Origin of the sequence: uncultured Parasphingopyxis sp. (assembly GCF_937129435.1) — a bacterium.
GTDB lineage: Bacteria > Pseudomonadota > Alphaproteobacteria > Sphingomonadales > Sphingomonadaceae > Parasphingopyxis.
The window spans coordinates 19,734-40,689 of sequence record NZ_CAKZNF010000031.1 but is presented as its reverse complement, the minus strand read 5'-3'; the positions used below and the strand labels follow the sequence as shown (position 1 = coordinate 40,689).

General features: G+C 63.4%; 30 protein-coding genes and 1 pseudogene. 3 read left to right on the top strand and 28 right to left on the bottom strand.

All coding sequences use genetic code 11. The annotated features are described in order from the left end of the window. From Q0139_RS06080 to rpsL, 26 genes and pseudogenes are all read right to left on the bottom strand, one after another. Positions 1–596 (bottom strand): preprotein translocase subunit SecY (locus Q0139_RS06080; RefSeq protein WP_367180734.1); only part of this gene is annotated, 596 nt, incomplete at its 3' end. An 82-nt stretch (positions 597–678) separates the two neighbouring features. After that, a complete protein-coding gene (rplO, locus tag Q0139_RS06075; protein WP_298018995.1) occupies positions 679–1,182 on the bottom strand; it encodes a 50S ribosomal protein L15 in 504 nt (167 codons plus the stop codon). A 73-nt stretch (positions 1,183–1,255) separates the two neighbouring features. Further along, positions 1,256–1,438 carry a 50S ribosomal protein L30 gene (gene rpmD, locus Q0139_RS06070; protein ID WP_298018992.1) on the bottom strand — a complete coding sequence of 61 codons (183 nt, stop codon included), beginning with the start codon at positions 1,436–1,438 and terminating at the stop codon, positions 1,256–1,258. Positions 1,439–1,444: 6 nt separating this feature from the next. Further along, positions 1,445–2,161: a 30S ribosomal protein S5 gene (rpsE, locus tag Q0139_RS06065; RefSeq protein ID WP_298019000.1), complete on the bottom strand. Its 717-nt coding sequence runs from the start codon at positions 2,159–2,161 to the stop codon at positions 1,445–1,447. Positions 2,162–2,392: 231 nt separating this feature from the next. Further along, positions 2,393–2,749: a 50S ribosomal protein L18 gene (gene rplR, locus Q0139_RS06060; RefSeq protein WP_298018989.1), complete on the bottom strand. Its 357-nt coding sequence runs from the start codon at positions 2,747–2,749 to the stop codon at positions 2,393–2,395. A 2-nt stretch (positions 2,750–2,751) separates the two neighbouring features. Further along, complete coding sequence (rplF, locus tag Q0139_RS06055) at positions 2,752–3,285, bottom strand: 50S ribosomal protein L6 (protein ID WP_298018986.1); 534 nt, start codon at positions 3,283–3,285, stop codon at positions 2,752–2,754. 2 nt (positions 3,286–3,287) lie between these two features. After that, positions 3,288–3,683, bottom strand: coding sequence for a 30S ribosomal protein S8 (gene rpsH / locus Q0139_RS06050; RefSeq protein ID WP_298018983.1), 396 nt, complete (start codon positions 3,681–3,683; stop codon positions 3,288–3,290). Positions 3,684–3,694: 11 nt separating this feature from the next. Continuing rightward, positions 3,695–4,000 (bottom strand): 30S ribosomal protein S14, encoded by a 306-nt coding sequence (gene rpsN, locus Q0139_RS06045; RefSeq protein ID WP_298018980.1) that lies wholly within the window; start codon positions 3,998–4,000, stop codon positions 3,695–3,697. Between the two features lie 38 nt (positions 4,001–4,038). Continuing rightward, entirely contained in the window at positions 4,039–4,635 is a 597-nt protein-coding gene (gene rplE / locus Q0139_RS06040) for a 50S ribosomal protein L5 (RefSeq protein WP_298018977.1), read from the bottom strand. Continuing rightward, a complete protein-coding gene (gene rplX / locus Q0139_RS06035) occupies positions 4,628–4,945 on the bottom strand; it encodes a 50S ribosomal protein L24 (protein WP_298018974.1) in 318 nt (105 codons plus the stop codon). The genes rplE and rplX overlap by 8 nt, the downstream gene beginning before the upstream one ends. A 2-nt stretch (positions 4,946–4,947) precedes the next feature. Next, positions 4,948–5,316: a 50S ribosomal protein L14 gene (rplN, locus tag Q0139_RS06030; protein WP_298018970.1), complete on the bottom strand. Its 369-nt coding sequence runs from the start codon at positions 5,314–5,316 to the stop codon at positions 4,948–4,950. A 190-nt stretch (positions 5,317–5,506) separates the two neighbouring features. Then, positions 5,507–5,743 (bottom strand): annotated as a pseudogene (gene rpsQ / locus Q0139_RS06025) (30S ribosomal protein S17); the annotation flags it as partial. A 10-nt stretch (positions 5,744–5,753) separates the two neighbouring features. After that, positions 5,754–5,963, bottom strand: a complete 210-nt coding sequence (rpmC, locus tag Q0139_RS06020; protein ID WP_298018967.1) for a 50S ribosomal protein L29 — start codon at positions 5,961–5,963, stop codon at positions 5,754–5,756. A gap of 11 nt (positions 5,964–5,974) precedes the next feature. Beyond that, positions 5,975–6,397 carry a 50S ribosomal protein L16 gene (gene rplP, locus Q0139_RS06015; RefSeq protein ID WP_298018964.1) on the bottom strand — a complete coding sequence of 141 codons (423 nt, stop codon included), beginning with the start codon at positions 6,395–6,397 and terminating at the stop codon, positions 5,975–5,977. 25 nt (positions 6,398–6,422) lie between these two features. Continuing rightward, on the bottom strand, positions 6,423–7,121 hold the full coding sequence (gene rpsC, locus Q0139_RS06010) for a 30S ribosomal protein S3 (protein WP_298018961.1): 699 nt from the start codon (positions 7,119–7,121) through the stop codon (positions 6,423–6,425). Further along, complete coding sequence (gene rplV, locus Q0139_RS06005) at positions 7,121–7,498, bottom strand: 50S ribosomal protein L22 (RefSeq protein ID WP_298018958.1); 378 nt, start codon at positions 7,496–7,498, stop codon at positions 7,121–7,123. Before rplV ends, rpsC begins: the two co-directional genes overlap by 1 nt. Position 7,499: 1 nt before the next feature. Then, a complete protein-coding gene (gene rpsS / locus Q0139_RS06000; RefSeq protein WP_298018955.1) occupies positions 7,500–7,775 on the bottom strand; it encodes a 30S ribosomal protein S19 in 276 nt (91 codons plus the stop codon). A 3-nt stretch (positions 7,776–7,778) separates the two neighbouring features. Further along, positions 7,779–8,618: a 50S ribosomal protein L2 gene (rplB, locus tag Q0139_RS05995; RefSeq protein WP_298018952.1), complete on the bottom strand. Its 840-nt coding sequence runs from the start codon at positions 8,616–8,618 to the stop codon at positions 7,779–7,781. A gap of 2 nt (positions 8,619–8,620) precedes the next feature. Beyond that, positions 8,621–8,935: a 50S ribosomal protein L23 gene (locus Q0139_RS05990; protein ID WP_298018950.1), complete on the bottom strand. Its 315-nt coding sequence runs from the start codon at positions 8,933–8,935 to the stop codon at positions 8,621–8,623. Continuing rightward, positions 8,928–9,554: a 50S ribosomal protein L4 gene (rplD, locus tag Q0139_RS05985; protein ID WP_298018947.1), complete on the bottom strand. Its 627-nt coding sequence runs from the start codon at positions 9,552–9,554 to the stop codon at positions 8,928–8,930. Before rplD ends, Q0139_RS05990 begins: the two co-directional genes overlap by 8 nt. Before the next feature lie 3 nt (positions 9,555–9,557). Beyond that, on the bottom strand, positions 9,558–10,430 hold the full coding sequence (rplC, locus tag Q0139_RS05980) for a 50S ribosomal protein L3 (RefSeq protein ID WP_298018943.1): 873 nt from the start codon (positions 10,428–10,430) through the stop codon (positions 9,558–9,560). Between the two features lie 190 nt (positions 10,431–10,620). Further along, a complete protein-coding gene (gene rpsJ, locus Q0139_RS05975; RefSeq protein WP_298018940.1) occupies positions 10,621–10,932 on the bottom strand; it encodes a 30S ribosomal protein S10 in 312 nt (103 codons plus the stop codon). A gap of 117 nt (positions 10,933–11,049) precedes the next feature. After that, positions 11,050–12,240 (bottom strand): elongation factor Tu, encoded by a 1,191-nt coding sequence (tuf, locus tag Q0139_RS05970; protein WP_298018936.1) that lies wholly within the window; start codon positions 12,238–12,240, stop codon positions 11,050–11,052. 54 nt (positions 12,241–12,294) lie between these two features. Further along, positions 12,295–14,382 carry an elongation factor G gene (gene fusA / locus Q0139_RS05965; protein ID WP_298018933.1) on the bottom strand — a complete coding sequence of 696 codons (2,088 nt, stop codon included), beginning with the start codon at positions 14,380–14,382 and terminating at the stop codon, positions 12,295–12,297. Between the two features lie 69 nt (positions 14,383–14,451). Then, positions 14,452–14,922 carry a 30S ribosomal protein S7 gene (gene rpsG / locus Q0139_RS05960; protein WP_298018930.1) on the bottom strand — a complete coding sequence of 157 codons (471 nt, stop codon included), beginning with the start codon at positions 14,920–14,922 and terminating at the stop codon, positions 14,452–14,454. 27 nt (positions 14,923–14,949) lie between these two features. Then, positions 14,950–15,321 (bottom strand): 30S ribosomal protein S12, encoded by a 372-nt coding sequence (rpsL, locus tag Q0139_RS05955; protein ID WP_067108793.1) that lies wholly within the window; start codon positions 15,319–15,321, stop codon positions 14,950–14,952. A gap of 279 nt (positions 15,322–15,600) precedes the next feature. Here rpsL and Q0139_RS05950 point away from each other — a divergent pair, with 279 nt between their 5' ends. Both Q0139_RS05950 and Q0139_RS05945 read left to right on the top strand, forming a co-directional pair. Then, positions 15,601–16,947 carry a serine hydrolase gene (locus Q0139_RS05950; protein WP_298018921.1) on the top strand — a complete coding sequence of 449 codons (1,347 nt, stop codon included), beginning with the start codon at positions 15,601–15,603 and terminating at the stop codon, positions 16,945–16,947. Between the two features lie 57 nt (positions 16,948–17,004). Next, positions 17,005–17,892, top strand: coding sequence for an alpha/beta fold hydrolase (locus Q0139_RS05945; RefSeq protein ID WP_298018919.1), 888 nt, complete (start codon positions 17,005–17,007; stop codon positions 17,890–17,892). Here the strand turns inward: Q0139_RS05945 and Q0139_RS05940 are convergent. Both Q0139_RS05940 and Q0139_RS05935 read right to left on the bottom strand, forming a co-directional pair. Continuing rightward, positions 17,882–18,610, bottom strand: coding sequence for an HAD family hydrolase (locus Q0139_RS05940; RefSeq protein ID WP_298018916.1), 729 nt, complete (start codon positions 18,608–18,610; stop codon positions 17,882–17,884). The two genes, Q0139_RS05945 and Q0139_RS05940, sit on opposite strands and share 11 nt — an antisense overlap. A 112-nt stretch (positions 18,611–18,722) precedes the next feature. Then, on the bottom strand, positions 18,723–19,715 hold the full coding sequence (locus Q0139_RS05935) for an aminotransferase class IV (protein WP_298018913.1): 993 nt from the start codon (positions 19,713–19,715) through the stop codon (positions 18,723–18,725). Between the two features lie 258 nt (positions 19,716–19,973). Between Q0139_RS05935 and Q0139_RS05930 the strand changes: the two genes are divergently transcribed. After that, positions 19,974–20,951 carry a M23 family metallopeptidase gene (locus tag Q0139_RS05930; protein WP_298018910.1) on the top strand — a complete coding sequence of 326 codons (978 nt, stop codon included), beginning with the start codon at positions 19,974–19,976 and terminating at the stop codon, positions 20,949–20,951. Positions 20,952–20,956: the final 5 nt, after the last annotated feature.

Below are 20,956 nucleotides of genomic sequence, written 5' to 3'. Positions count from 1 at the left end.
GAGACGCCGTTGCCGATGCCGCGCTCGGTGATCTGCTCACCCAGCCACATCAGGAACATCGTGCCGCCGACAAGGCTGACTACAGCGCCGATACGGAACAGCATGATGCTGTCGGAGACGATCACCGTCTGCCCCTGCGCGCCGGCCAGCGTTTCGAGGCCGACGCCGAGGAAATAGCCCTGCACGGCGGTCAGGCCGACCGTGCCGTAGCGCGTGTACTGGTTGAGCTTCTTGCGGCCGCTCTCGCCCTCTTTCTTGATCGCGTTGAGCGTCGGCGAGAGCGCCGCCGCCATCTGCACGACGATCGAGGCGGTGATATAGGGCATGACGCCGAGCGCGATGATCGACATACGCTCAAGCGAACCGCCCGAGAAGGTGTTGAAGACGTTGAGGATGCCGCCGCCGCCGGTATTGTCCTGCGTGAAATCGACGACCTGCTGCAACGCCACCGGATCGATGCCGGGCAATGGCACGAAGGACAGCATCCGGAAGATGATCAGCGCGCCAAGGGTAAACCAGATGCGCTGACGCAGTTCGGTCGCCTGGGCGAACTTGCCCAGATTCATTCCGGCTGCGGCATTGGCGTTGCTTGCCATATCGACTTAAATCCCCCGGTCCGCAAAGACCGTTATATCGGGGCGGACCTGTCCGAGGGCAAGCCCCGCCCCGGACAGGCTGTTATTCGGCGTCGGCTTTCTTGGCCTTGGGCGCTTCCGCCTTAGGCTTGGCAACGACGTCGACTTTCCCGCCGGCCTTCTCAACGGCCTCGACGGCACCCTTCGATGCGCCGGCAACCTTGAAATTGGCCTTGGCGGAAATCTCGCCCTTGCCGAGCAGACGGACGCCATCCTTGCCGCCGCGCGCGAGGCCCGCGGCCTTCAGCGCTTCGTGGTCGATGTCCTTCTTCGCATCGATCTTCTTTGCGTCGATCGCCTTCTGCACGGCGCCGATGTTCACCTCGGCATAGTCCTTGCCGAAGGGATTGTTGAAGCCGCGCTTCGGGATCCGCATGTGGAGCGGCATCTGGCCGCCCTCGAAACCGTTGATCGAGACGCCCGAACGGCTCTTCTGGCCCTTCATGCCGCGTCCGCCGGTCTTGCCCTTGCCCGAACCGATGCCGCGTCCGACGCGGACACGGTCCTTGCGGGCACCGTCATTGTCTTTGAGATCGTTGATTTTCATGTCTTGCACTCGCTTTCGCTTGTTTCGCGCTAAAAACTGCCCCCCCCTCCCGCAAGCGGGAGGGGAATTCACTCTATTCCTCGACCGACACCATGTGCTGGACCTTGCGGATCATGCCGCGCACGGCGGGCGTATCCTCAAGCTCGACGGTCTTGTGCATCTTGTTGAGGCCCAGGCCGATCAGCGTCTGGCGCTGCACGATCGGGCGCCGGATCGGCGAACCCGTCTGGGTGACCTTGATTTTCTTGTCAGCCATTGGTGATTACTCCGCCACCGCCTCGGCCTCGGCCTTGGCTTCTTCCGCACCGACATCGCCGCGACGGCGAACCAGTTCGGCAACCTTCAGACCGCGGCGGGCCGCGACCGATTTCGGGCTCGTCTGGTCCTTCAGCGCCTCGAACGTGGCACGGATCATGTTGTAGGGGTTGGACGTCCCGACCGATTTGGTCACGACATCGGCAACGCCCAGACTTTCGAAGATGGCGCGCATCGGGCCACCCGCGATAATGCCGGTACCGGCAGGCGCCGAACGGACCGTCACGCGACCGGCGCCGAAGCGGCCGTTACCGTCGTGATGCAGCGTACGACCGTCACGCAGCGGAACGCGCATCATGTCCTTCTTCGCAGCCGCCGTCGCCTTCTGGATGGCTTCCGGCACTTCGCGCGCCTTGCCATGACCGAAACCGACACGGCCCTTGCCGTCGCCGACGACCATCAGCGCGGCGAAGCCGAAACGCTTACCGCCCTTTACGGTCTTCGAGACGCGGTTGATGTGGACGAGCTTCTCGACCAGATCCTCGCCGTCATCGTCGCGACGATTGTCGCGGCCACCACGACCACGGCCACCGCCGCGATTGTCACGGCCACCGCCGCCACCACGACCGCCACGCGGCCCACGGCTGCGCGACGAGGTGTTCTCGGACGGGTTGCTGACCGCCTGAACGGTGTTCTCGTTCGAAAGCTGCTTTTCCTCGACCAGCGGGGTCGCCACTTCGGCTTCCTCGGCGGCCTTGGCAGGCGCCTTGGGCTCGGGTGCTGCTTCCGCCTCGGCCTTGCCCTCATCCGCAACCGCCTCGTCCGCCGCCGCACCGGCCTCGGTTTCGGGCTTCTTGGCTTCGGCTTCGGGCTTGGCGCTTTCGGCGTCGGACTTCTTGTCCTCGGCTTCGGCCTTGGGCGTTTCGGCTTCGGTCTTCTTGTCTTCAGCCATCGATCAGAACTCCAGTCCGCCGTCGCGGGCGGCATCGGCGAGCGCTTTCACGCGCCCATGGAACAGGAAGGCGCCGCGATCGAACACGACGCGCTTGACGCCGGCCTTGGTCGCACGCTCGGCAACCAGCTTGCCGACCTCGGCCGCCGCATCGACATTGGCGCCGGACTTGGCCTTGGCGTCCTTGTCGAGCGTCGAGGCCGACGCGATCGTCGAGCCCTTCTTGTCGTCGATCACCTGCGCGTAGATGTGCCGCCCGGTCCGGTGGATCGAGAGACGCGGGCGATCGCCCGCCTTGCGCCGCAGGGCGACGCGCACGCGCTGGCGGCGCTTTTCGAAAGGAGTCATTCGCTTGTTCATGACTACTTCTTCTTTCCTTCCTTGCGGAAAACATACTCGCCGCGATATTTGATGCCCTTGCCCTTGTACGGCTCGGGCTTGCGCCACTTGCGGATTTCCGCGGCGACCTGGCCGACCTGCTGCTTGTCGATGCCGCTGATCTCGACCGTGGTCTGATCGGGCGTGTTGATCGTGATCCCCTCGGGAATCTCGTAATCGACATCGTGGCTATAGCCGAGCTGCAGCTTGAGCGTCTTACCCTGGGCCTGCGCGCGGTAGCCGACACCGGTGATCTCGAGCACCTTGGAATAGCCTTCCGACACGCCCTCGACGAGGTTCGCGACGAAAGTCCGCTGCATGCCCCAGAAGGCCCGCGCACGCTTGGTGTCGTTGGCGGGTTTCACCAGAATCTCGCCATCCTCGATCGTGTACGAGATATCGTCGATCAGCGTCATCGAAAGCGTGCCCTTGGGGCCCTTGACGCTCAGCTCGCGTCCCGAAATTTCGGCCGATACCCCGTCGGGCAGCGCGACCGGTCGTTTTCCGATACGGCTCATGACTAGAATACCTCCGCCAGCACTTCGCCGCCGACATTCTGCTCGCGTGCTTCGGCGTCGGAAAGGACGCCGCGCGGGGTCGACACGATGGTGATGCCCAGGCCGTTGCGCACGCGCGGCAGGTCCTTCGAACCCGAATAGACGCGGCGGCCGGGGGTCGAAACACGCTGCAGGTGCTGGATCGCCGGCTGGCCTTCGAAATATTTCAGCTCGATGCGCAGGCCCTTATGCTTGCCGAGCTCTTCCTCGCTGAATCCGCGAATAAAGCCTTCGCGCTGGAGCACTTCCAGCACGCGTGCGCGCATCTTGGACGCCGGCGTCATGACGCTGTCCTTGCGGGCCCGCTGGCCGTTGCGGATGCGGGTCAGCATATCGCTGATCGGATCGTTCATCGACATTCCGCCAACTCCTACCAGCTCGACTTCGTCACACCGGGGATGAGGCCCTTATTGGCCAGGTCCCGGAGCGCGATGCGCGAGAGTTTGAACTTGCGGTAGTAACCGCGCGGACGGCCCGTCAGCTCGCACCGGTTGCGGATGCGGGTCGGGTTCGCGTTGCGCGGAATTTCCGCCATCTTGAGGCGCGCCATCAGGCGTTCGGTCTCGTCGACGCTTTCGTCGTTCGCGATCGCCTTCAGCTTCGCGTATTTGGCCGCATATTTCTTGGCCATACGCTTGCGCTTTTCGTTCTTCTGAATGGAACTCAGTTTCGCCATGACTTAAGTTCTCGCTCCTTTATGCGAGGGAGAACGGCTTACGCCGCTTCCTTCTGCTCTTCGTTCGTGGTTTCCGGCACTTCCTCCGGCGGGAACGGGAAGTTGAACAGGCGCAGCAATTCGCGCGCCTCGTCATCCGTTTGCGCCGTGGTGGTCACGATAATGTCCATGCCGCGCTGTTCGTCGATTTCGTCATATTTGATCTCAGGCCAGATACCCTGTTCCTTGAGGCCCATGGCGAAATTGCCACGACCGTCGAAGCTCTTGGGATTGAGCCCGCGAAAGTCGCGAATGCGAGGCATGGCGATCGTCACCAGCCGGTCGATAAATTCGTACATCCGATCGCCGCGCAACGTGACCTTGCAGCCGATGGGATTGCCTTCGCGCAGCTTGAAGCCGGCGATCGACTGCTTGGCGAGCGTGATCACCGGCTTCTGGCCGGAAATCTTCTCCATCTCTTCGGCAGCGTTCGTGACGCGCTTCTTGTCGTCGACCGCTTTGCCGACGCCCATGTTGAGCACGACCTTTTCGATACGCGGAACCTGCATCGGGTTCGTGTATCCGAACTTTTCGGTCATCGCCTTGGCGATCTGTTCCTTGTAGGCGGTGCGAAGCCGCGGCGTGTAATCAGCCATCGATCGTCTCCCCGGAACGCGCCGCGACGCGAACCTTCTTGCCGTCCTTGTCTTCAAAGCGAACGCGCGTGGGCTTGCCGGTCTTCGGATCTTCCAGCGCGACGTTCGACATGTGCAGCGGGGCTTCGACTCGGTCGATGCCGCCCTGCGGGTTCTGCTGCGTGGGCTTGCGATGACGGGCCTTTACGTTGATCCCGTCGACAAGCACGCGATTTTCCTTCGGCAGGACCTGGGTCACGGTACCGTGACGGCCCTTGTCCTTACCGGCGAGCACGACGACCTTGTCGCCTTTGCGAATCTTGGCGGCCATTTTTACAGCACCTCCGGTGCAAGGCTGATGATCTTCATGTGACGCGCGGCGCGCAGTTCGCGAACTACGGGTCCGAAGATACGCGTACCGATCGGCTCCTTGTTGTTGTTCACGAGCACGGCCGCATTCGAATCGAAACGGATGGTCGAGCCGTCGGGGCGCTTCACGTCCTTGCGGGTGCGCACGATCACGGCCTTGTGAACGTCGCCCTTCTTGACGCGTCCGCGCGGCGCGGCCTCTTTCACCGAGACCACGATGATGTCGCCGACGCTGGCCGTGCGGCGCTTCGAGCCGCCCAGCACCTTGATGCACTGGACGCGCTTCGCGCCGCTATTGTCGGCGACGTCGAGAACAGATTGCATCTGGATCATCGATCCGTTCCTTCTTCATTGCCCCGCCAAAGCGGGCTTGCTTCCAATCCCTTGCGGGAATTCGTTACGCCTCGGTCTTTTCCTCGGCCTTCTTCTTGCCGTCCTGCGGGCTGCCTTCGCGCGCCGCCTCGAGATCGACCTCGTCGCTCTCCTGGATGTCGACCTTGCCGACCACCTTGGTCGCCTTGTCGCTTTCCACCGTGCCGAGGACCTTCCAGGTCTTCAGCTTGGAGATCGGACGGGTCTCTTCGATCCGCACGGTCTGCCCTTCGGCGAATTCGTTCGCCTCGTCATGGGCATGATATTTCTTCGAACGGCGGATGATCTTGCCGTAGAGCGGGTGCTTCACCTTGCGCTCCACCTTCACCACCACCGTCTTGTCGGTCTTGTCCGAAACGACAACACCCGTCAGCACGCGCTTGGGCATGATAAACTCCTTATGCCTCGCCGGACGCCGCGGCCCGTTCAGCCTGCAGCGTCTTTATGCGAGCGATGTTCCGGCGCACTTCCTTGATGCGCGCGGGCTTTTCGAGCTGGCTGGTCGCCGCCTGGAAACGGAGGTTGAACGCCTCGCGCTTCAGATCGGCGAGATCGGCCTTGAGCTCGTCGTCATTCTTGACCTTCAGGTCTTCAATCGGTCGTGCCATCTGCCCGGCTCCTAATTCACGCTCTCGCCAAGGCGGGCGACCACCTTGGTCTTGATCGGCAGCTTCTCCGCCGCCCGCTCGAAAGCGGACTTGGCGAGCGGACCGGGAACGCCGTCCAGCTCGAACAGGATCCGGCCCGGCTTGACGCGCGCGGCCCAATATTCGGGCGAACCCTTGCCCTTGCCCTGGCGGACTTCGGCCGGCTTCTTCGAAACCGGAACGTCCGGGAAGATGCGGATCCACAAGCGGCCCTGGCGGCGGATGTGACGCGTGATCGCGCGGCGAGCCGCCTCGATCTGGCGCGCGGTGATCCGCTCGGGTTCCATGGCTTTGAGGCCATAGGCGCCGAAATTCAGCTCGGTCCCGCCCTTGGCGTTGCCGTGGATACGGCCCTTGAAGGCCTTGCGGAACTTGGTCCGTTTGGGTTGCAGCATCGTGCCGTACCTTCTCTAATAAACTCTATCGCCGCGCCGGACGCACGCCCGAGGTCTGAGCCTCGACCATCAGCCGGTCCTGCGCCGTCGGATCGTGCGCCAGGATCTCACCCTTGAAGATCCAGCACTTTACGCCGCACACGCCATAGGCGGTGTGCGCCGGAACCTCGGCATAATCGACGTTCGCGCGCAGCGTGTGCAGCGGAACGCGGCCTTCGCGATACCATTCGGTCCGCGCGATCTCGGCACCGCCGAGGCGGCCGCCGCAAGTGATCTTGATACCCTCGGCACCGAGACGCAGCGCCGACTGCACCGCGCGCTTCATGGCGCGGCGGAAGGCGATGCGGCGCTCCAGCTGGTCGGCGACCGACTGGGCGACGAGCTTGGCATCGACTTCGGGCTTGCGGATCTCGACGATGTTCAGCGACACGTCGCTTTCCGTCATCGCGCCAAGAGCCTTGCGCAGCTTCTCGATGTCGGCGCCCTTCTTGCCGATGATGACACCGGGGCGCGCGGCATAGACCGAAATGCGGCACAGCTTCGCCGGACGCTCGATCACCACCTTGGAAATCGCCGCCTGCGGCACCGTTTCCATGATGTATTTGCGGATCTTGAGATCCTCCATCAGCAGCCGGCCATAGTCATGGCCTTCGGCGTACCATCGGCTGTCCCAGGTCCGGTTGATTTGCAGGCGCATGCCTATCGGGTTGGATTTATGACCCATTACGCGTCTTCCTCCTCACGCACGACGATGCGGATGCGGCTAAACGACTTGACGATGCGAGCAGAACGGCCGCGGGCGCGGGCGCGCCAGCGCTTCATCGTGATCGCCTTGCCGACGCTCGCTTCCGACACGACCAGCGCATCGATATCGAGATTATGATTGTTCTCCGCATTGGCGATCGCCGAGGCGAGCACCTTCTTGACGTCGACGGCCATGGCGCGCTTCGAGAACGAAAGCACGTTCAGCGCCTCTTCGGCCTTCTTGCCACGAATGAGACCGGCGACGAGGTTCAGCTTCTGCGCCGAACCGCGGATCGCGGTGCCGACGGCGAACGCCTCGTTATCGGCGACGCGGCGGGGATTCTTTGCCTGTCCCATTTTAGCGCTTGCCCTTCTTGTCGGCGGCATGGCCGAAATAGGTGCGCGTCGGAGCGAACTCGCCGAGCTTGTGCCCGACCATGTCCTCGTTGACCGACACCGGCACGAACTTGCGGCCGTTGTGCACGTTGAACGTCAGGCCGACGAACTGCGGCAGGATCGTCGAACGGCGCGACCAGGTTTGGATCGGCTTGTTCGAATTCGCGTCCTGCGCGTCTTCGGCCTTTTTCAGGAGATGCAGGTCGACAAACGGACCTTTCCAGACGGAACGGGCCATGGCTTACCTCTTCTTCTTCTTGTGCCGCGAACGGATGATCATCTTGTTCGAGGCAGCCTTGGGATTACGGGTCCGGGCGCCCTTGGTGGGCTTGCCCGTCGGCGAGACCGGGTGACGGCCACCCGAGGTCTTGCCCTCACCACCACCATGCGGGTGATCGACCGGGTTCTTGGCGACACCGCGGGTCAGCGGCTTCCTGCCGCGCCAGCGATTGCGGCCGGCCTTGGCAAAATAGGTGTTGGCGTTGTCGGGGTTCGAAACCGCGCCCACCGTGCCCATGCAATTGGCCGGAATGTAGCGCTGCTCGCCCGATTTCAACCGGATCATCACCATGCCGCGGTCGCGACCGACGATCTGCGCATAGGTACCGGCGGCGCGGGCGATCTGCCCGCCCTTGCCCGGGCGCATCTCGATATTGTGGCAGATCGTGCCGACCGGCATCTGGCCGAGCAACATCGCGTTGCCGGGCTTGGTATCGACCTTCTCGCCCGCGACGACCGTATCGCCCACTTCGAGCCGCTGCGGCGCGATGATATAGGCGAGTTCGTCGTCGGCATATTTGACGAGCGCGATGAAGGCCGAGCGATTGGGATCGTATTCGATCCGCTCGACCGTCGCCTCAACGTCCCATTTGCGGCGCTTGAAGTCGACCTTGCGATACTTCTGCTTGTGACCGCCGCCGATGCCGCGCGAGGTGACATGGCCCATATTGTTGCGGCCACCGGTCTTGCGCTTGCCTTCGACGAGCGCCTTGACCGGACCACCCTTCCAGAGGCCCGACTTGTCGACGATGACGAGATGGCGCCGGCCAGGGCTCGTCGGTTTGGCTTTCTTCAGTGCCATCGTTAGATCCCCGTGGTCACGTCGATGGAATCACCCTCTGCAAGGGTAACCACCGCTTTCTTGACGTCGCTGCGCTTATAGGGGCGACCCCGCCAGCGCTTCGACTTGCCCTTCTGATTCAGCGTGTTGACGCCCGTCACAGTCACGTCGAACAGCGCCTCGACGGCCGCCTTGATCTCCGGCTTGCTCGCCTGCTTGGCGACCTGGAAGACCACCGCGCCGTGCTCGCCGAGCAGCGTCGATTTTTCGGTGATGTGCGGGCCCTTGATCACATCGTAATGCGCCAGGGAAACCGCCGCGTCCTTCTTCTTAGCCATTGAAGCGGGCCTCCAGCTTTTCAACCGCGGCGCGGGTCAGGACCAGCGTCTCGTGGTTGAGAATGTCGTACACATTGGCACCGATCGCGGGCAGCACATCGACGCCGACGATGTTGCCGGCCGCCTTGCGGAAGCCGTCATTCACCGTCTCGCCGTCGATGACGAGCGCCGTTCGGCCGAAGCCGAGCTTTTCGAAATGGCCCTTGAGCGCCTTCGTCTTGGCGTCCTTCAGATCGGCATTCTCGATGATGATCAGCTGGTCGGACTTCGCCTTGTCGCTGAGCGCCATCTTCAGGCCGAGCGCGCGCACCTTCTTGTTCAGCGAAGGATTGAAGTCGCGCTTGCGGGCACCATGGGCCTTGCCGCCGCCGATGAAGATCGGGGCGCGGCGATCGCCGTGGCGGGCATTGCCCGAACCCTTTTGCGCGCCGTACTTCTTGCCGGTGCGGGCAACATCGGCCCGTTCGCGCGTCGGGCGCGCGGTCGGGCGACGCTTTTCGAGCTGCCAGTTGACGACGCGGTGCAGGATATCGGCACGCGGATCGACGCCGAACACGGCATCGTTGAGTTCGATATCGCCCTTTGCCTTGGCGTCGAGGGTCTTCACCTTGACCTTCACGGCTTAGCCCTCCTTCTTCTCGTCATCCGAGGCGGCATCGCCTTCGGTGGTGTCATCGGATTCGGTTTCGGCAGCCTGGTTGGCTTCCATTTCCTCGGCGGCGGCCGCGATCTCGGCGTCGGTCGGGCCGGTCTCGGCCTCGTGCTCGGCGCCCGATTCGACCATGCCGGCCGGGGCCTCTTCATGTTCGATCTCGTCGGCGTTGCGACGCAGCGCGCCCGGATAAGGCGCACCTTCCGGCATCGGAACCTTTACGGCGTCCTTGACGATCAGCCAGGCGCCCTTGTGGCCCGGCACCGAACCCTTGACGAAGATCAGGCCGCGCGCGGCGTCCGTGCGCACGATTTCCAGATTCTGCTGGGTGCGCTGACGGTCGCCCATATGGCCGGCCATCTTTTTGTTCTTGAAGACCTTGCCCGGATCCTGCCGGTTACCCGTCGAACCGTGCGAACGGTGCGAGACCGAAACGCCGTGGGTCGCGCGCAAACCGCCGAAGCCGTGCCGCTTCATGGCGCCGGCAAAGCCCTTGCCCTGCGTCTGGCCTGTGATGTCGACGAGCTGGCCGGCGACGAAATGGTCGGCCGTCATCGTCGCGCCGACCGGCAGCAACGCATCTTCGGCGACGCGAAATTCCACGACGCGCGCCTTGGGCTCCACCTCGTTCTTGCCGAAATGGCCGCGAACGGGCTTCGACACATTTTTCGATTTCGCGGTGCCCGCGCCGAGCTGAACGGCCGTATAGCCGTCCCGCTCCATTTCGCGGACGGACACGATCTGACACCCGTCCATCTGCAGGACGGTTACCGGCACATGCCGGCCGTCCGCCTGGAACAGGCGGGTCATGCCCATTTTCTTCGCGATAACGCCAGTGCGCATCGTTCAAACCTCCAACACAGAGGCCCGCCGGAACCATCCCGACGGGCATGCCAGCCCAAATTGTCATGCATCGCCCCGTCCGGGCTGAGCTTTCGCGCAGGCCGCAGCCTTTGCAAAAAGACGGGGGACGCAGCCCACGGCATTGCCGTGCGGTATCCCGATGTCTCCGCCGAAGCGGAAACGCTACTCGCTAGGCGAGCTTGATCTCGACGTCGACGCCGGCGGCCAGATCGAGCTTCATGAGCGCGTCGACCGTCTGCGGCGTGGGCTGCACGATATCGAGCAGCCGCTTGTACGTCCGAACCTCAAACTGCTCGCGCGACTTCTTGTCGACGTGCGGCCCGCGGTTCACCGTGAACTTCTCTTTCTTCGTCGGCATCGGAATGGGGCCGCGAATCAGGGCGCCGGTGCGGCGCGCCGTGTCTGCAATATCGCCCGTGGCCTGATCGAGCACACGATGATCGAACGCCTTCAGGCGAATGCGGATATTCTGCGTTTCCATGTCCAACTACCGATGAGAAAGAGCCAAACCCGGCCGAAACCGGGCCTTCAATTCACTAATAACGAAACAAGCCGCCCGATTCCGCGAAGGGAATCGGGCGGGCTTGGCAGTCCTATACTATGCAGTGATGTCGCCGACAACCCCTGCACCGACCGTCCGGCCGCCTTCGCGAATGGCGAAGCGCAGGCCCTTGTCCATGGCGATCGGGGCGATCAGCTTCACGCCGAGCGTCACATTGTCGCCAGGCATGACCATCTCGGTGCCCTCGGGCAGCGTGATCTCACCGGTGACGTCCGTCGTCCGGAAGTAGAACTGCGGACGATAGTTGGCAAAGAACGGCGTGTGACGGCCGCCCTCGTCCTTCGACAGGACGTAGACTTCGGCCGAGAAGTCGGTGTGCGGCGTGATCGAACCGGGCTTGGCCAGAACCTGGCCGCGCTCGACACCGTCGCGCTCGATGCCGCGGAGCAACGCACCGATATTGTCGCCGGCCTCGCCGCGATCGAGCAGCTTGCGGAACATCTCGACGCCCGTAACGGTCGTCTTCGAAGTGTCCTTGATGCCGACGATTTCGACTTCGTCGCCAACGTTCACGACACCGGTCTCGACACGGCCGGTCACAACCGTGCCGCGGCCCGAGATCGAGAACACGTCTTCGATCGGCATCAGGAAGTCCTGATCCAGCGGGCGTTCCGGCTGCGGAATATAATCGTCCACGGCCTTCATCAGCTCGAGAATCGAGTTCTTGCCGATCTCGTCGTCGCGGCCTTCGAGGGCGGCAAGCGCCGAACCCTTGACGATCGGAATATCGTCGCCCGGGAATTCGTAGCTCGAAAGCAGTTCGCGGACTTCGAGTTCGACGAGCTCGAGAAGCTCTTCGTCGTCGACCTGGTCGACCTTGTTCATGTAGACGACCATCGCCGGCACGCCGACCTGCTTGGCGAGCAGGATGTGCTCGCGCGTCTGCGGCATGGGGCCGTCGGCGGCGTTCACGACGAGGATCGCGCCGTCCATCTGGGCGGCACCGGTGATCATGTTCTTCACATAGTCGGCGTGGCCCGGGCAATCGACGTGCGCATAGTGACGCTCGCCGGTCTCATATTCGACGTGCGCCGTCGAAATGGTGATGCCGCGCTCGCGCTCTTCGGGCGCCTTGTCGATATTGGCGAAGTCGACGGCCGCGCCGCCGAACTCTTCCGCCAGGACCTTGGTGATCGCCGCGGTCAGCGTGGTCTTGCCGTGGTCAACATGGCCGATGGTGCCGATGTTGCAGTGCGGCTTGTTGCGCTCAAATTTCGCTTTTGCCATTTTAAACGTCCTTGTCTTTCTAGCGTCTCTTCAAATCGTCAAACACACAAAGGGTCAGGCAAGTTTCGCCTTCACCTCATCGGCAACCTGTTGCGGCACTTCCTCATAATGGGAGAACTGCATGGTGTATTGTGCACGGCCCTGCGTGAACGAGCGAAGCTCATTAACGTAGCCGAACATATTCGCAAGGGGGACAATCGCGTCCACCGTCTGCGCGTTTCCGCGGCTGTCGGTGCCCTGCACCTGCCCGCGGCGGGAGTTCAGGTCGCCGATCACGTCGCCCATGAATTCTTCCGGTGTCACGACCTCGACCTTCATCACCGGCTCGAGCAGCTTGATGCCGGCCTTCTCGGCCACCTCGCGCATCGCGGCGCGACCGGTGATTTCGAAGGCGAGCGCCGATGAGTCGACGTCATGATATTTACCATCGATCAGACGGATCTGGAAATCGATGATCGGGAAGCCGATGAGATAGCCGGTCTCGGCCGTCTCGCGCATGCCCTTCTCGACAGAAGGAATATATTCGCGCGGGATGTTGCCGCCCTTGACCTCGTCGATGAACTCGATGCCGGCGCCGCGTTCGCCGGGCGAAACGACAACCTTCACCTCACCGAACTGGCCCGAGCCGCCCGACTGCTTCTTGTGCGTGTAGGTCAGTTCGACCTCGCGCTTCAGGCTCTCGCGATAGGCGACCTGCGGCGCGCCGACATTGGCGTCCACCTTGAATTCGCGCTTCATGCGATCGACGAGAATCTCGAGGTGGAGCTCGCCCATCCCCTTGATGATCGTCTGGCCCGATTCCTCGTCGCTGGTGACGCGGAAGCTGGGATCCTCGGCAGCGAGGCGATTGAGCGCGATGCCCATCTTCTCCTGGTCGGCCTTCGTCTTCGGCTCCACGGCAACCTCGATCACGGGATCGGGGAAGTCCATGCGCTCGAGAATGATCGGGGCGTTCTGCGCGCACAGCGTGTCGCCCGTCGTCGTGTCCTTGAGACCCGCGATCGCGACGATGTCGCCGGCATAGGCGTTATCGATGTCCTCACGGTCGTTCGCGTGCATCAGCAGCATGCGGCCGATCTTCTCTTTCGAATCCTTGACCGAATTGAGCACCTGGTCGGCACGGCCGAGCTTGCCCGAATAGACGCGGCAGAAGGTCAGCGTACCCACGAACGGGTCGTTCATGATCTTGAACGCGAGCGCAGAGAACGGCGCTTCGTCGTCGGCCGGGCGCGTGTCCTCGACCTCTTCCTCGCCTTCGCCATGCGGCTTGACGCCCTTGATCGCCGGCACGTCGAGCGGGCTCGGCAGATAGTCGACGACAGCGTCGAGCAGCGGCTGGACGCCCTTATTCTTGAACGCCGAACCGCAAAGCACGGGAACGAACGCCTGGGCAAGCGTACCCTTGCGGATGCATTTCTTCAGCGTTTCCACGTCGGGTTCGTTGCCTTCGAGATAGGCCTCCATGACATCGTCGTCCTGTTCGACGGCGAGCTCGATCATCTCGGTGCGCGCGGCTTCGGCGGCATCCTTCAGGTCTTCCGGAATATCGGTGATCTCGAATTCGGCGCCGAGCGATTCGTCTTTCCAGATGATCGCGTTGTTGGCGACGAGGTCGACAATGCCCTTGAGGTTCGATTCGAGACCGATCGGCAGCGTCACCACGAGCGGCGTCGCACCGAGGCGGTCCTTGATCATGTCGACGCACATTTCGAAGTTCGCGCCCATGCGGTCGAGCTTGTTGACGAAGCACATCCGCGGAACCTTGTAGCGGTCGGCCTGGCGCCACACCGTTTCCGACTGCGGTTCGACGCCGGCAACGCCGTCGAACACCGCGACCGCGCCGTCCAGCACGCGCAGCGCGCGCTCGACTTCAATGGTGAAGTCGACGTGACCGGGCGTGTCGATGATGTTGATGCGATGGTCGCGCCAGAACGTAGTAGTGGCCGCGGACGTGATCGTGATCCCGCGCTCCTGCTCCTGCTCCATCCAGTCCATCGTCGCGGCGCCGTCATGGACTTCGCCGATCTTGTAGGACTTGCCGGTGTAGTAGAGGATGCGTTCGGTCGTCGTCGTCTTACCGGCATCGATGTGGGCCATGATGCCGATATTGCGATACATGTCGATCGAAGTGTCGCGGGCCATTTTATGCTCCATTGCCGGGGCCGTCCCGGCGGGTTCGTGATTGCTATATGGGGGCTTGGGAGCCCTGCGCTACCAGCGGTAGTGCGAGAAGGCGCGGTTGGCTTCGGCCATCTTGTGCGTGTCCTCGCGCTTCTTCACCGCGTTGCCGCGATTGTTGGCGGCGTCCATCAGTTCGGAAGACAGGCGCGCGGCCATCGTCTTCTCGTTGCGGCCGCGCGCGGCGCCGATCAGCCAGCGAATGGCGAGCGCCTGGGCGCGATCGGGGCGGACCTCGACCGGCACCTGATAGGTCGCACCGCCGACGCGGCGGCTGCGGACCTCGACGCCCGGCTTGATGTTGTTCAGCGCGTCATGGAACAGCGCGACCGGATCGGTCTTGGCGCGCGCTTCGACCTGGTCGAGCGCACCGTAGACGATACCTTCGGCGACGGACTTCTTGCCGTCGTACATCAGGTTGTTCATGAATTTCGAAAGCACCAGATCGCCAAATTTGGGATCGGGCAGGATTTCCCGCTTTTCGGGACGGCGACGACGAGACATCTTCTATCTACCTTTTCGACGATCAGGTTACTTGGGACGCTTGGCGCCGTATTTCGAACGGCTCTGCTTGCGATCCTTCACGCCCTGCGTGTCGAGAACGCCGCGCAGCACGTGATAGCGCACGCCGGGAAGGTCGCGCACACGACCGCCGCGGATCAGCACCACCGAGTGCTCCTGCAGATTGTGCCCTTCGCCCGGAATATAGCTGATGACTTCGCGCTGGTTGGTCAGGCGAACCTTGGCCACCTTGCGCAGAGCCGAGTTCGGCTTTTTCGGGGTCGTCGTATAGACACGCGTGCAGACCCCCCGCTTCTGCGGGTTCGCCTCCATCGCGGGCACTTTGCTCTTCGCCTTTTGCGGCGTGCGGCCCTTGCGGACCAGTTGGTTGATCGTCGGCATGAAGCCCTTCACCTTTTCAGTTACTTTACCAAGGCACGTCAGTGCGCCCCGACCGAAGCCGTAAACGCACAAAGGCCTCACGGATGACCATGTTCGGTTCCGCAAGACCCGTTACACGCCAATGGCAATGTTCAAGCTCTTGTCCCGTTTGCGTGGAATCGGAAGCGTTCCGGACCCTGCGCTCGAGACGGGCGGGCATATAACTGTGGCCCATCCACGGGTCAATGGCCGGGGTAATTTTATTGCTCCGCCGGTACGCCTATATCAAAGGCGGGTCCCATGAAGCGTTTATCCCTTTACCTCACACTCGGCGTCGTCGCCATAGGCGTGCTTGTTCTCGCGCGGTTGATCGGTGTTTCGGACAGCATCGCAAGCAGCGGGCTGACCGTTCCGATCGACGCCAGCAGCCCGGCCGTCGTCGAAGGCCCGCTCGTCCATACCGAAGCGCGGTCGGGGCGGATCGACTACAGGCTCCTCGATTATCGCCTGACGACGATGATGGCCGATCCGCAGATGGTGGGCCTCGCCGTGGCGGTCGTCGAGGATGGCGAGGTGACATTCGCCAAGGGCTATGGCGAGACGCTGGCCGGATCGCGCGACCCGGTCACGGTCGATACGGTGTTCCGCTGGGCCTCGCTCTCCAAGGGCATCGCCTCGACGCTCCTCGCGATGCTGGAAGAAGACGGCGAGATCGATCTCGATGCGCCCGTGACCCATTATCAGCACAGCCTGCGCCTGCCCAATGGCGGCGAGCGGCAGGCGCGCGTCGTCGACCTGCTGAGCCACCGTCTCGGGCTGACCCGCAACGCCTTTGACGGCAAGCTCGAAGATGGCGAGGACCCGCGCGCGTTGCGCGGCGATCTTGCGACCGTCGATTCGCCCTGCCCGCCCGGCGACTGCTTCAACTACCAGAACATCGCTTATGACGCGGCGAGCGAAATGGTCTCGGCGGTGTCGGACATGAGCTACGAAACGGCAGCGCAGCGAATGCTGTTCACCCCGCTGGGCATGGATTCGGCGAGCCTGACACGCCGGGGGTTGATGGCGAGCGAGAGCTGGGCCCGCAGCCACGACCGCGAACGCAATGAGGTCGAAGTCGTCGAACCCTATTACCGGATTCCGGCCGCCGGCGGCATGAACGGTTCGATCCGCGACCTTGCCCGCTGGATGCAGGTCCAGATGGGCGAGGCGCCGGGTATCGTCTCGCCGGCCGTCCTGCGCCGCATCCACGCGCCCGTCGTGCGCACCGATCGCGAGGACCGGCGAAACCGCCGCTATTCGGAGCGGATCGAGGACACCTGGTACGGGCTCGGGTGGCGTATTTACCGTTATGCCGGACATGAGCTGATCGTGCATCGTGGGGCCGTGCGCGGCTATCGCGCGGCGATCATGTTCGATCCTCGGCTCCGGACCGGTATTGTCGTCCTGTCGAACTCTGACAGCGGCCGGCCCTTTGCCATCCCGATGGACCTGTTCGACGATCTTTACGGCCTGCCCGACGAGCATTGGATCGAGAACAGCGCGCCCGAAGAGCTGCGACAGCAAATGGCGGAGGCGGCATCCGAACCTGTCGACGCCCCGGCCGAAGAGCCGATGATCGAGGGACGGCGAAGACCCGGCCGCTAGCCCGCCCTCATCCGAAAGCCATTGGCGGTTCATCGCCGAACTTCTAAAGCCGCCCCCATGCAACAGGCGATCCGGTTTCGATGGCGCTATGCGGTGGCGGCGCTGCTGCTCATCCTGCTCGTCGTCGCGCTGATCGGCTGCACCGACTATGCGCGCGACCGGCTCTACGCAGCCCCTGCCGGCCGGCCCGCCGTGCCCGAATGGACAGGCGAACCGGCCGAAGAGATCGCCGTGACCACTACGGACAATCTGCGCCTTGCCGGCTATTACTGGGCGCCCGACCCCGGTGAGCACGACGTCATCCTCGTCCTGCACGGCCGCCGCGATACCTATTCGCGCATGGCGGACTATGTGCAGCGGCTGGCCGAGGAGCCGCGCGGCATCCTTGTCGCCTCCTATCGCGGTTTTGCCGGCAATCCGGGCGACGCAACGCAGGAAGGGCTGATCGAGGATGCGCGCGCCTTCTATCGCGAAGCGCGGCGGCGGGCCGGCCCCGATGGCGACGTCTATGTCTTCGGTCACTCGCTCGGCGGCGCGGTCGCGATCCAGCTCGCGGCGCGTGAGGAGCTGGACGGGCTCATCACCCTCGCCACCTTCACCGATATCGACGAGGCGGCGCCCTATTATGCCGAATGGTTCATTCCCGACAAATGGCGCAGCATCGAGGCGCTTGACGATGTAGCCGAGCCCATGCTCCTGATCCACGGCGCCGAGGACAGCTATATCACGCCCGGCCAGGCCGAGGCGCTCTACGCCCGATCCTGCTCGGACACCGCGCTGATCATGGTCGACGGCGTGCGCCACCGCCCCAATTTCCGCCTCATCGGCCCGCTCCTCACCAGCTGGATCGACGCGCTGGAACAGCAGGCGGTCGGCGAGATGCGCGTCGAAGGCGCGGCGCGCTGGCAGCACAAGCCGCCGTGCGCGAGCCGGATTACGCAGTAATCTTGTAGGCTCTCAGCGCCTCGTAATGCGGGCGGCAGCGTTGGTAGAGGTCGCGATAGCCGTCGGGGATCGTGACCAGGCCGTCGTCGCGGCCCTCGAAGCCTGTGCTCTCGGCGACGCGGTTGTACCAGTGCGGCGCCCAGACGCCGTCGGTCTCGTGAATCCCCGGCGCCCAGGACAGCATCGCCCGGTCCCAGTCTATACCGAGCGCGCTGCACAGTTTCTTCAGCATCGCTTCCGGCGCGGCGAGGATATCTGCGCCCTCGACCACCGGCGGCGCATGGCCGAGCCGGTCCGCCTCGATCCGGAAATAAAGGTGCAGCCGTTCGAGCCCCATATCCTCGAAGGTCACCGCCTCCATCTTCTTCGCATAGCTGGCGATCATCCGGGCGGGGTCACGGATCAAAAAGGCGTGACGGTGGCCGGTCAAATCGCCGATCCCGACCGGGCCGACCATCTCGGACGGCATGTGCTTCTGGTACCAGACCGGCTCGCCGCCCGGCGGATCGCCGTTGAGGGCGTCGGTCACCGAATGCCAGTCGCAATCCATCGACGCGATCACCTCTTCCGCCATCGGATGCGGGAAGCCGGTGCGCTCCAAATAGGCGCCGTAATAAGGCTCATCGCTCACAAAGCAGTTGGCCCGAGCGCTGAAGCTCCGCATCATCGCGGTGGAGATATTGCGCGGCCCGGACCACATGGCGATGCGGATGGTCATGAGAAAAACCCCATTCCACTTGGGCTGAGCTTGTCGAAGCCCTGATTTTCTTTCCACTTTTTGAAGGCAGAGAAAGGCCGCCCTTCGACAGGCTCAGGGCAAGCGGCAATCTTCACGGGCGGGACCGCTCCATGACATCGGTCTCGAGCCGCGCCGAATAAAGCCGCTGCAATTGTTCGACCATCGGCCCGCGCCCCTTGGTCAGCACACGCCCGTCCACCTCGGTTGCGGGAACCACACCGGCAAACGTCCCCGTCACGAACGCCTCGTCGGCGCCGTAGACGTCGGTCAGCGAAAAGTTCTTCTCGAACACCGGGATGCCCGCCTCCCGGCAGATCTCGATCACCGTTCCGCGCGTGATGCCGCCGAGGCAATAGTCGCCGGTCGAGGTCCAGACCTCGCCGCCGCGCACGACGAAGAAATGCGTCGAATTGCACGTCGCGACAAAGCCATGCGGATCGAGCATCAGCCCCTCGTCGGCGCCCGCCTGCGTCGCCTGGATGCAGGCGGTGATGCAATTGAGCTTGCTGTGCGAATTGAGCTTGGGGTCCTGCACCGCCGGATCGCCGCGGCGGACATGGACGGTGAACAGCCGGATCCCCTTCTCGACCGTCTCGGGCAGCGGCTCCTTGTGCTCGGGGATGATGACCACCGTCGCCGGAGAAATCACGACGCGCGGATCCTGATACGGCGTCGAACGGATGCCGCGCGTCACCATGAGCCGGATATGGACGCCGTCCTCCATATCCCTATTGGCGTCCAGCGTCTCATAGATCCGCTTGGCCAAGTCTTCGCGCGAAAGGCCGATGTCCATCGCGATCGCCTTGGCGCCTTCGAACAGCCGGTCGAGATGACGGTCGAGAAAGGCGATCCGGCCCTTGTGGACGCGCAGCCCCTCCCACACGCCGTCGCCGAGCATGAAGCCCGAATCGAATACCGAAACGGTCGCTTCGTTGCGTGGCACGCACGTTCCGTTGACGTTGATCAGGATAGCCGCATTGCGCGGATCGGTGGCGTAATCGTGCGTTCCCTTGGCCATGGCGCCGCTATAGGGCGCGGCGTACGGCGGCGAAAGCCGAACCGAAAAAGCGCCCAAATCAGCCATTTGTCACCAGTTCCGTCGATTCAACGCACGGTGCCAACGACTCGTCGGAGAATCCCGTTAACGATTCGCCCCTGGGTAACATTGTTGCTAGCGGCGGATGCACAAATTCAAATCTACAGGGTTGCAGTTTTGAAGAACGAGCGGGACACCGCCGGGCTTATGGCCCGGATACGGTCATTTTTTCCTGATCACGAGCTCCATATCCGCTCCGGCGGCAAGCTCAGATTCATCAGGATTTCGAGCAAGTTACAGATTCGCGTGGTCAGCATCGCCGCGCTTGCGCTGTTCGGCTGGCTGGCGTTCACGCTGGTCATGGTCGGCTTGCAGGTAAAGGGCGCGTCGGACCGAATCGCCCTCGATCAGCGCGAAGTACAGGTCGCCGAATCGGCAGCGCGCGTCGATCGCTACCGCGATTCGGTCGACGCACAGATCGCCCGGGTCGAACAGCGGCAGCAGATTCTCGACGCGCTGGTCGATCGCTATTTCGAGAATGTCGAAGTCGATCCCGAGGCAGAAGCCGAAACGGCCGCGAGCGACGAAAGCAGCGAAGCGATTCCCGAAGCCGCCGGCCTTGCCGCGCTCGAAAATCGCCAGCTCGCCTTTGCCCGCGCGCTGCGTGTCGCGGTCGACCGCCGCACCGTGGAAACCGCGGCGCAGATTCGCCGCTTCGGCATCGACCCCAATGCGCTGGCGAATCAGGGCATGGGTGGTCCGCTGATCCCGGCCAGCGTACGCAGCCATGTCGACGACGAACTGGCCGAGCTCGAAGTCTCGCTCAACCGCCTCGCCGTGATGGAATTGTCGCTACGCTCGATCCCCTCGGCCACGCCGACCTCGCGCGTTTCGCTTTCGAGCCCGTTCGGCCTGCGCCGCGATCCTTTCGGTGGCGGTCGCGCCATGCATAACGGCCTCGATTTCCGGGGTGCGCACGGCCAGGGTATTCTCGCCACGGGCGACGGCCGCGTCGTCTTCGCCGGGCGCAAGGGCGGATATGGCAATTGCATCGAGATTGATCACGGATCGGGCGTCGTCACCCGCTATGCGCATCTGTCGGGCATCGATGTCCGGCTCGGCCAGCAGGTCGATCGCGGCCAGCGCATCGGCCGCATGGGTTCGACCGGCCGTTCCACCGCGACCCATCTCCATTACGAAGTGCGTATCAACGGCCGCGCGGTGAACCCGCGGCCCTTCCTGGAGGCCAACCGCAATGTTCTCGAAAACGAATCAGCCGGATAGGGACG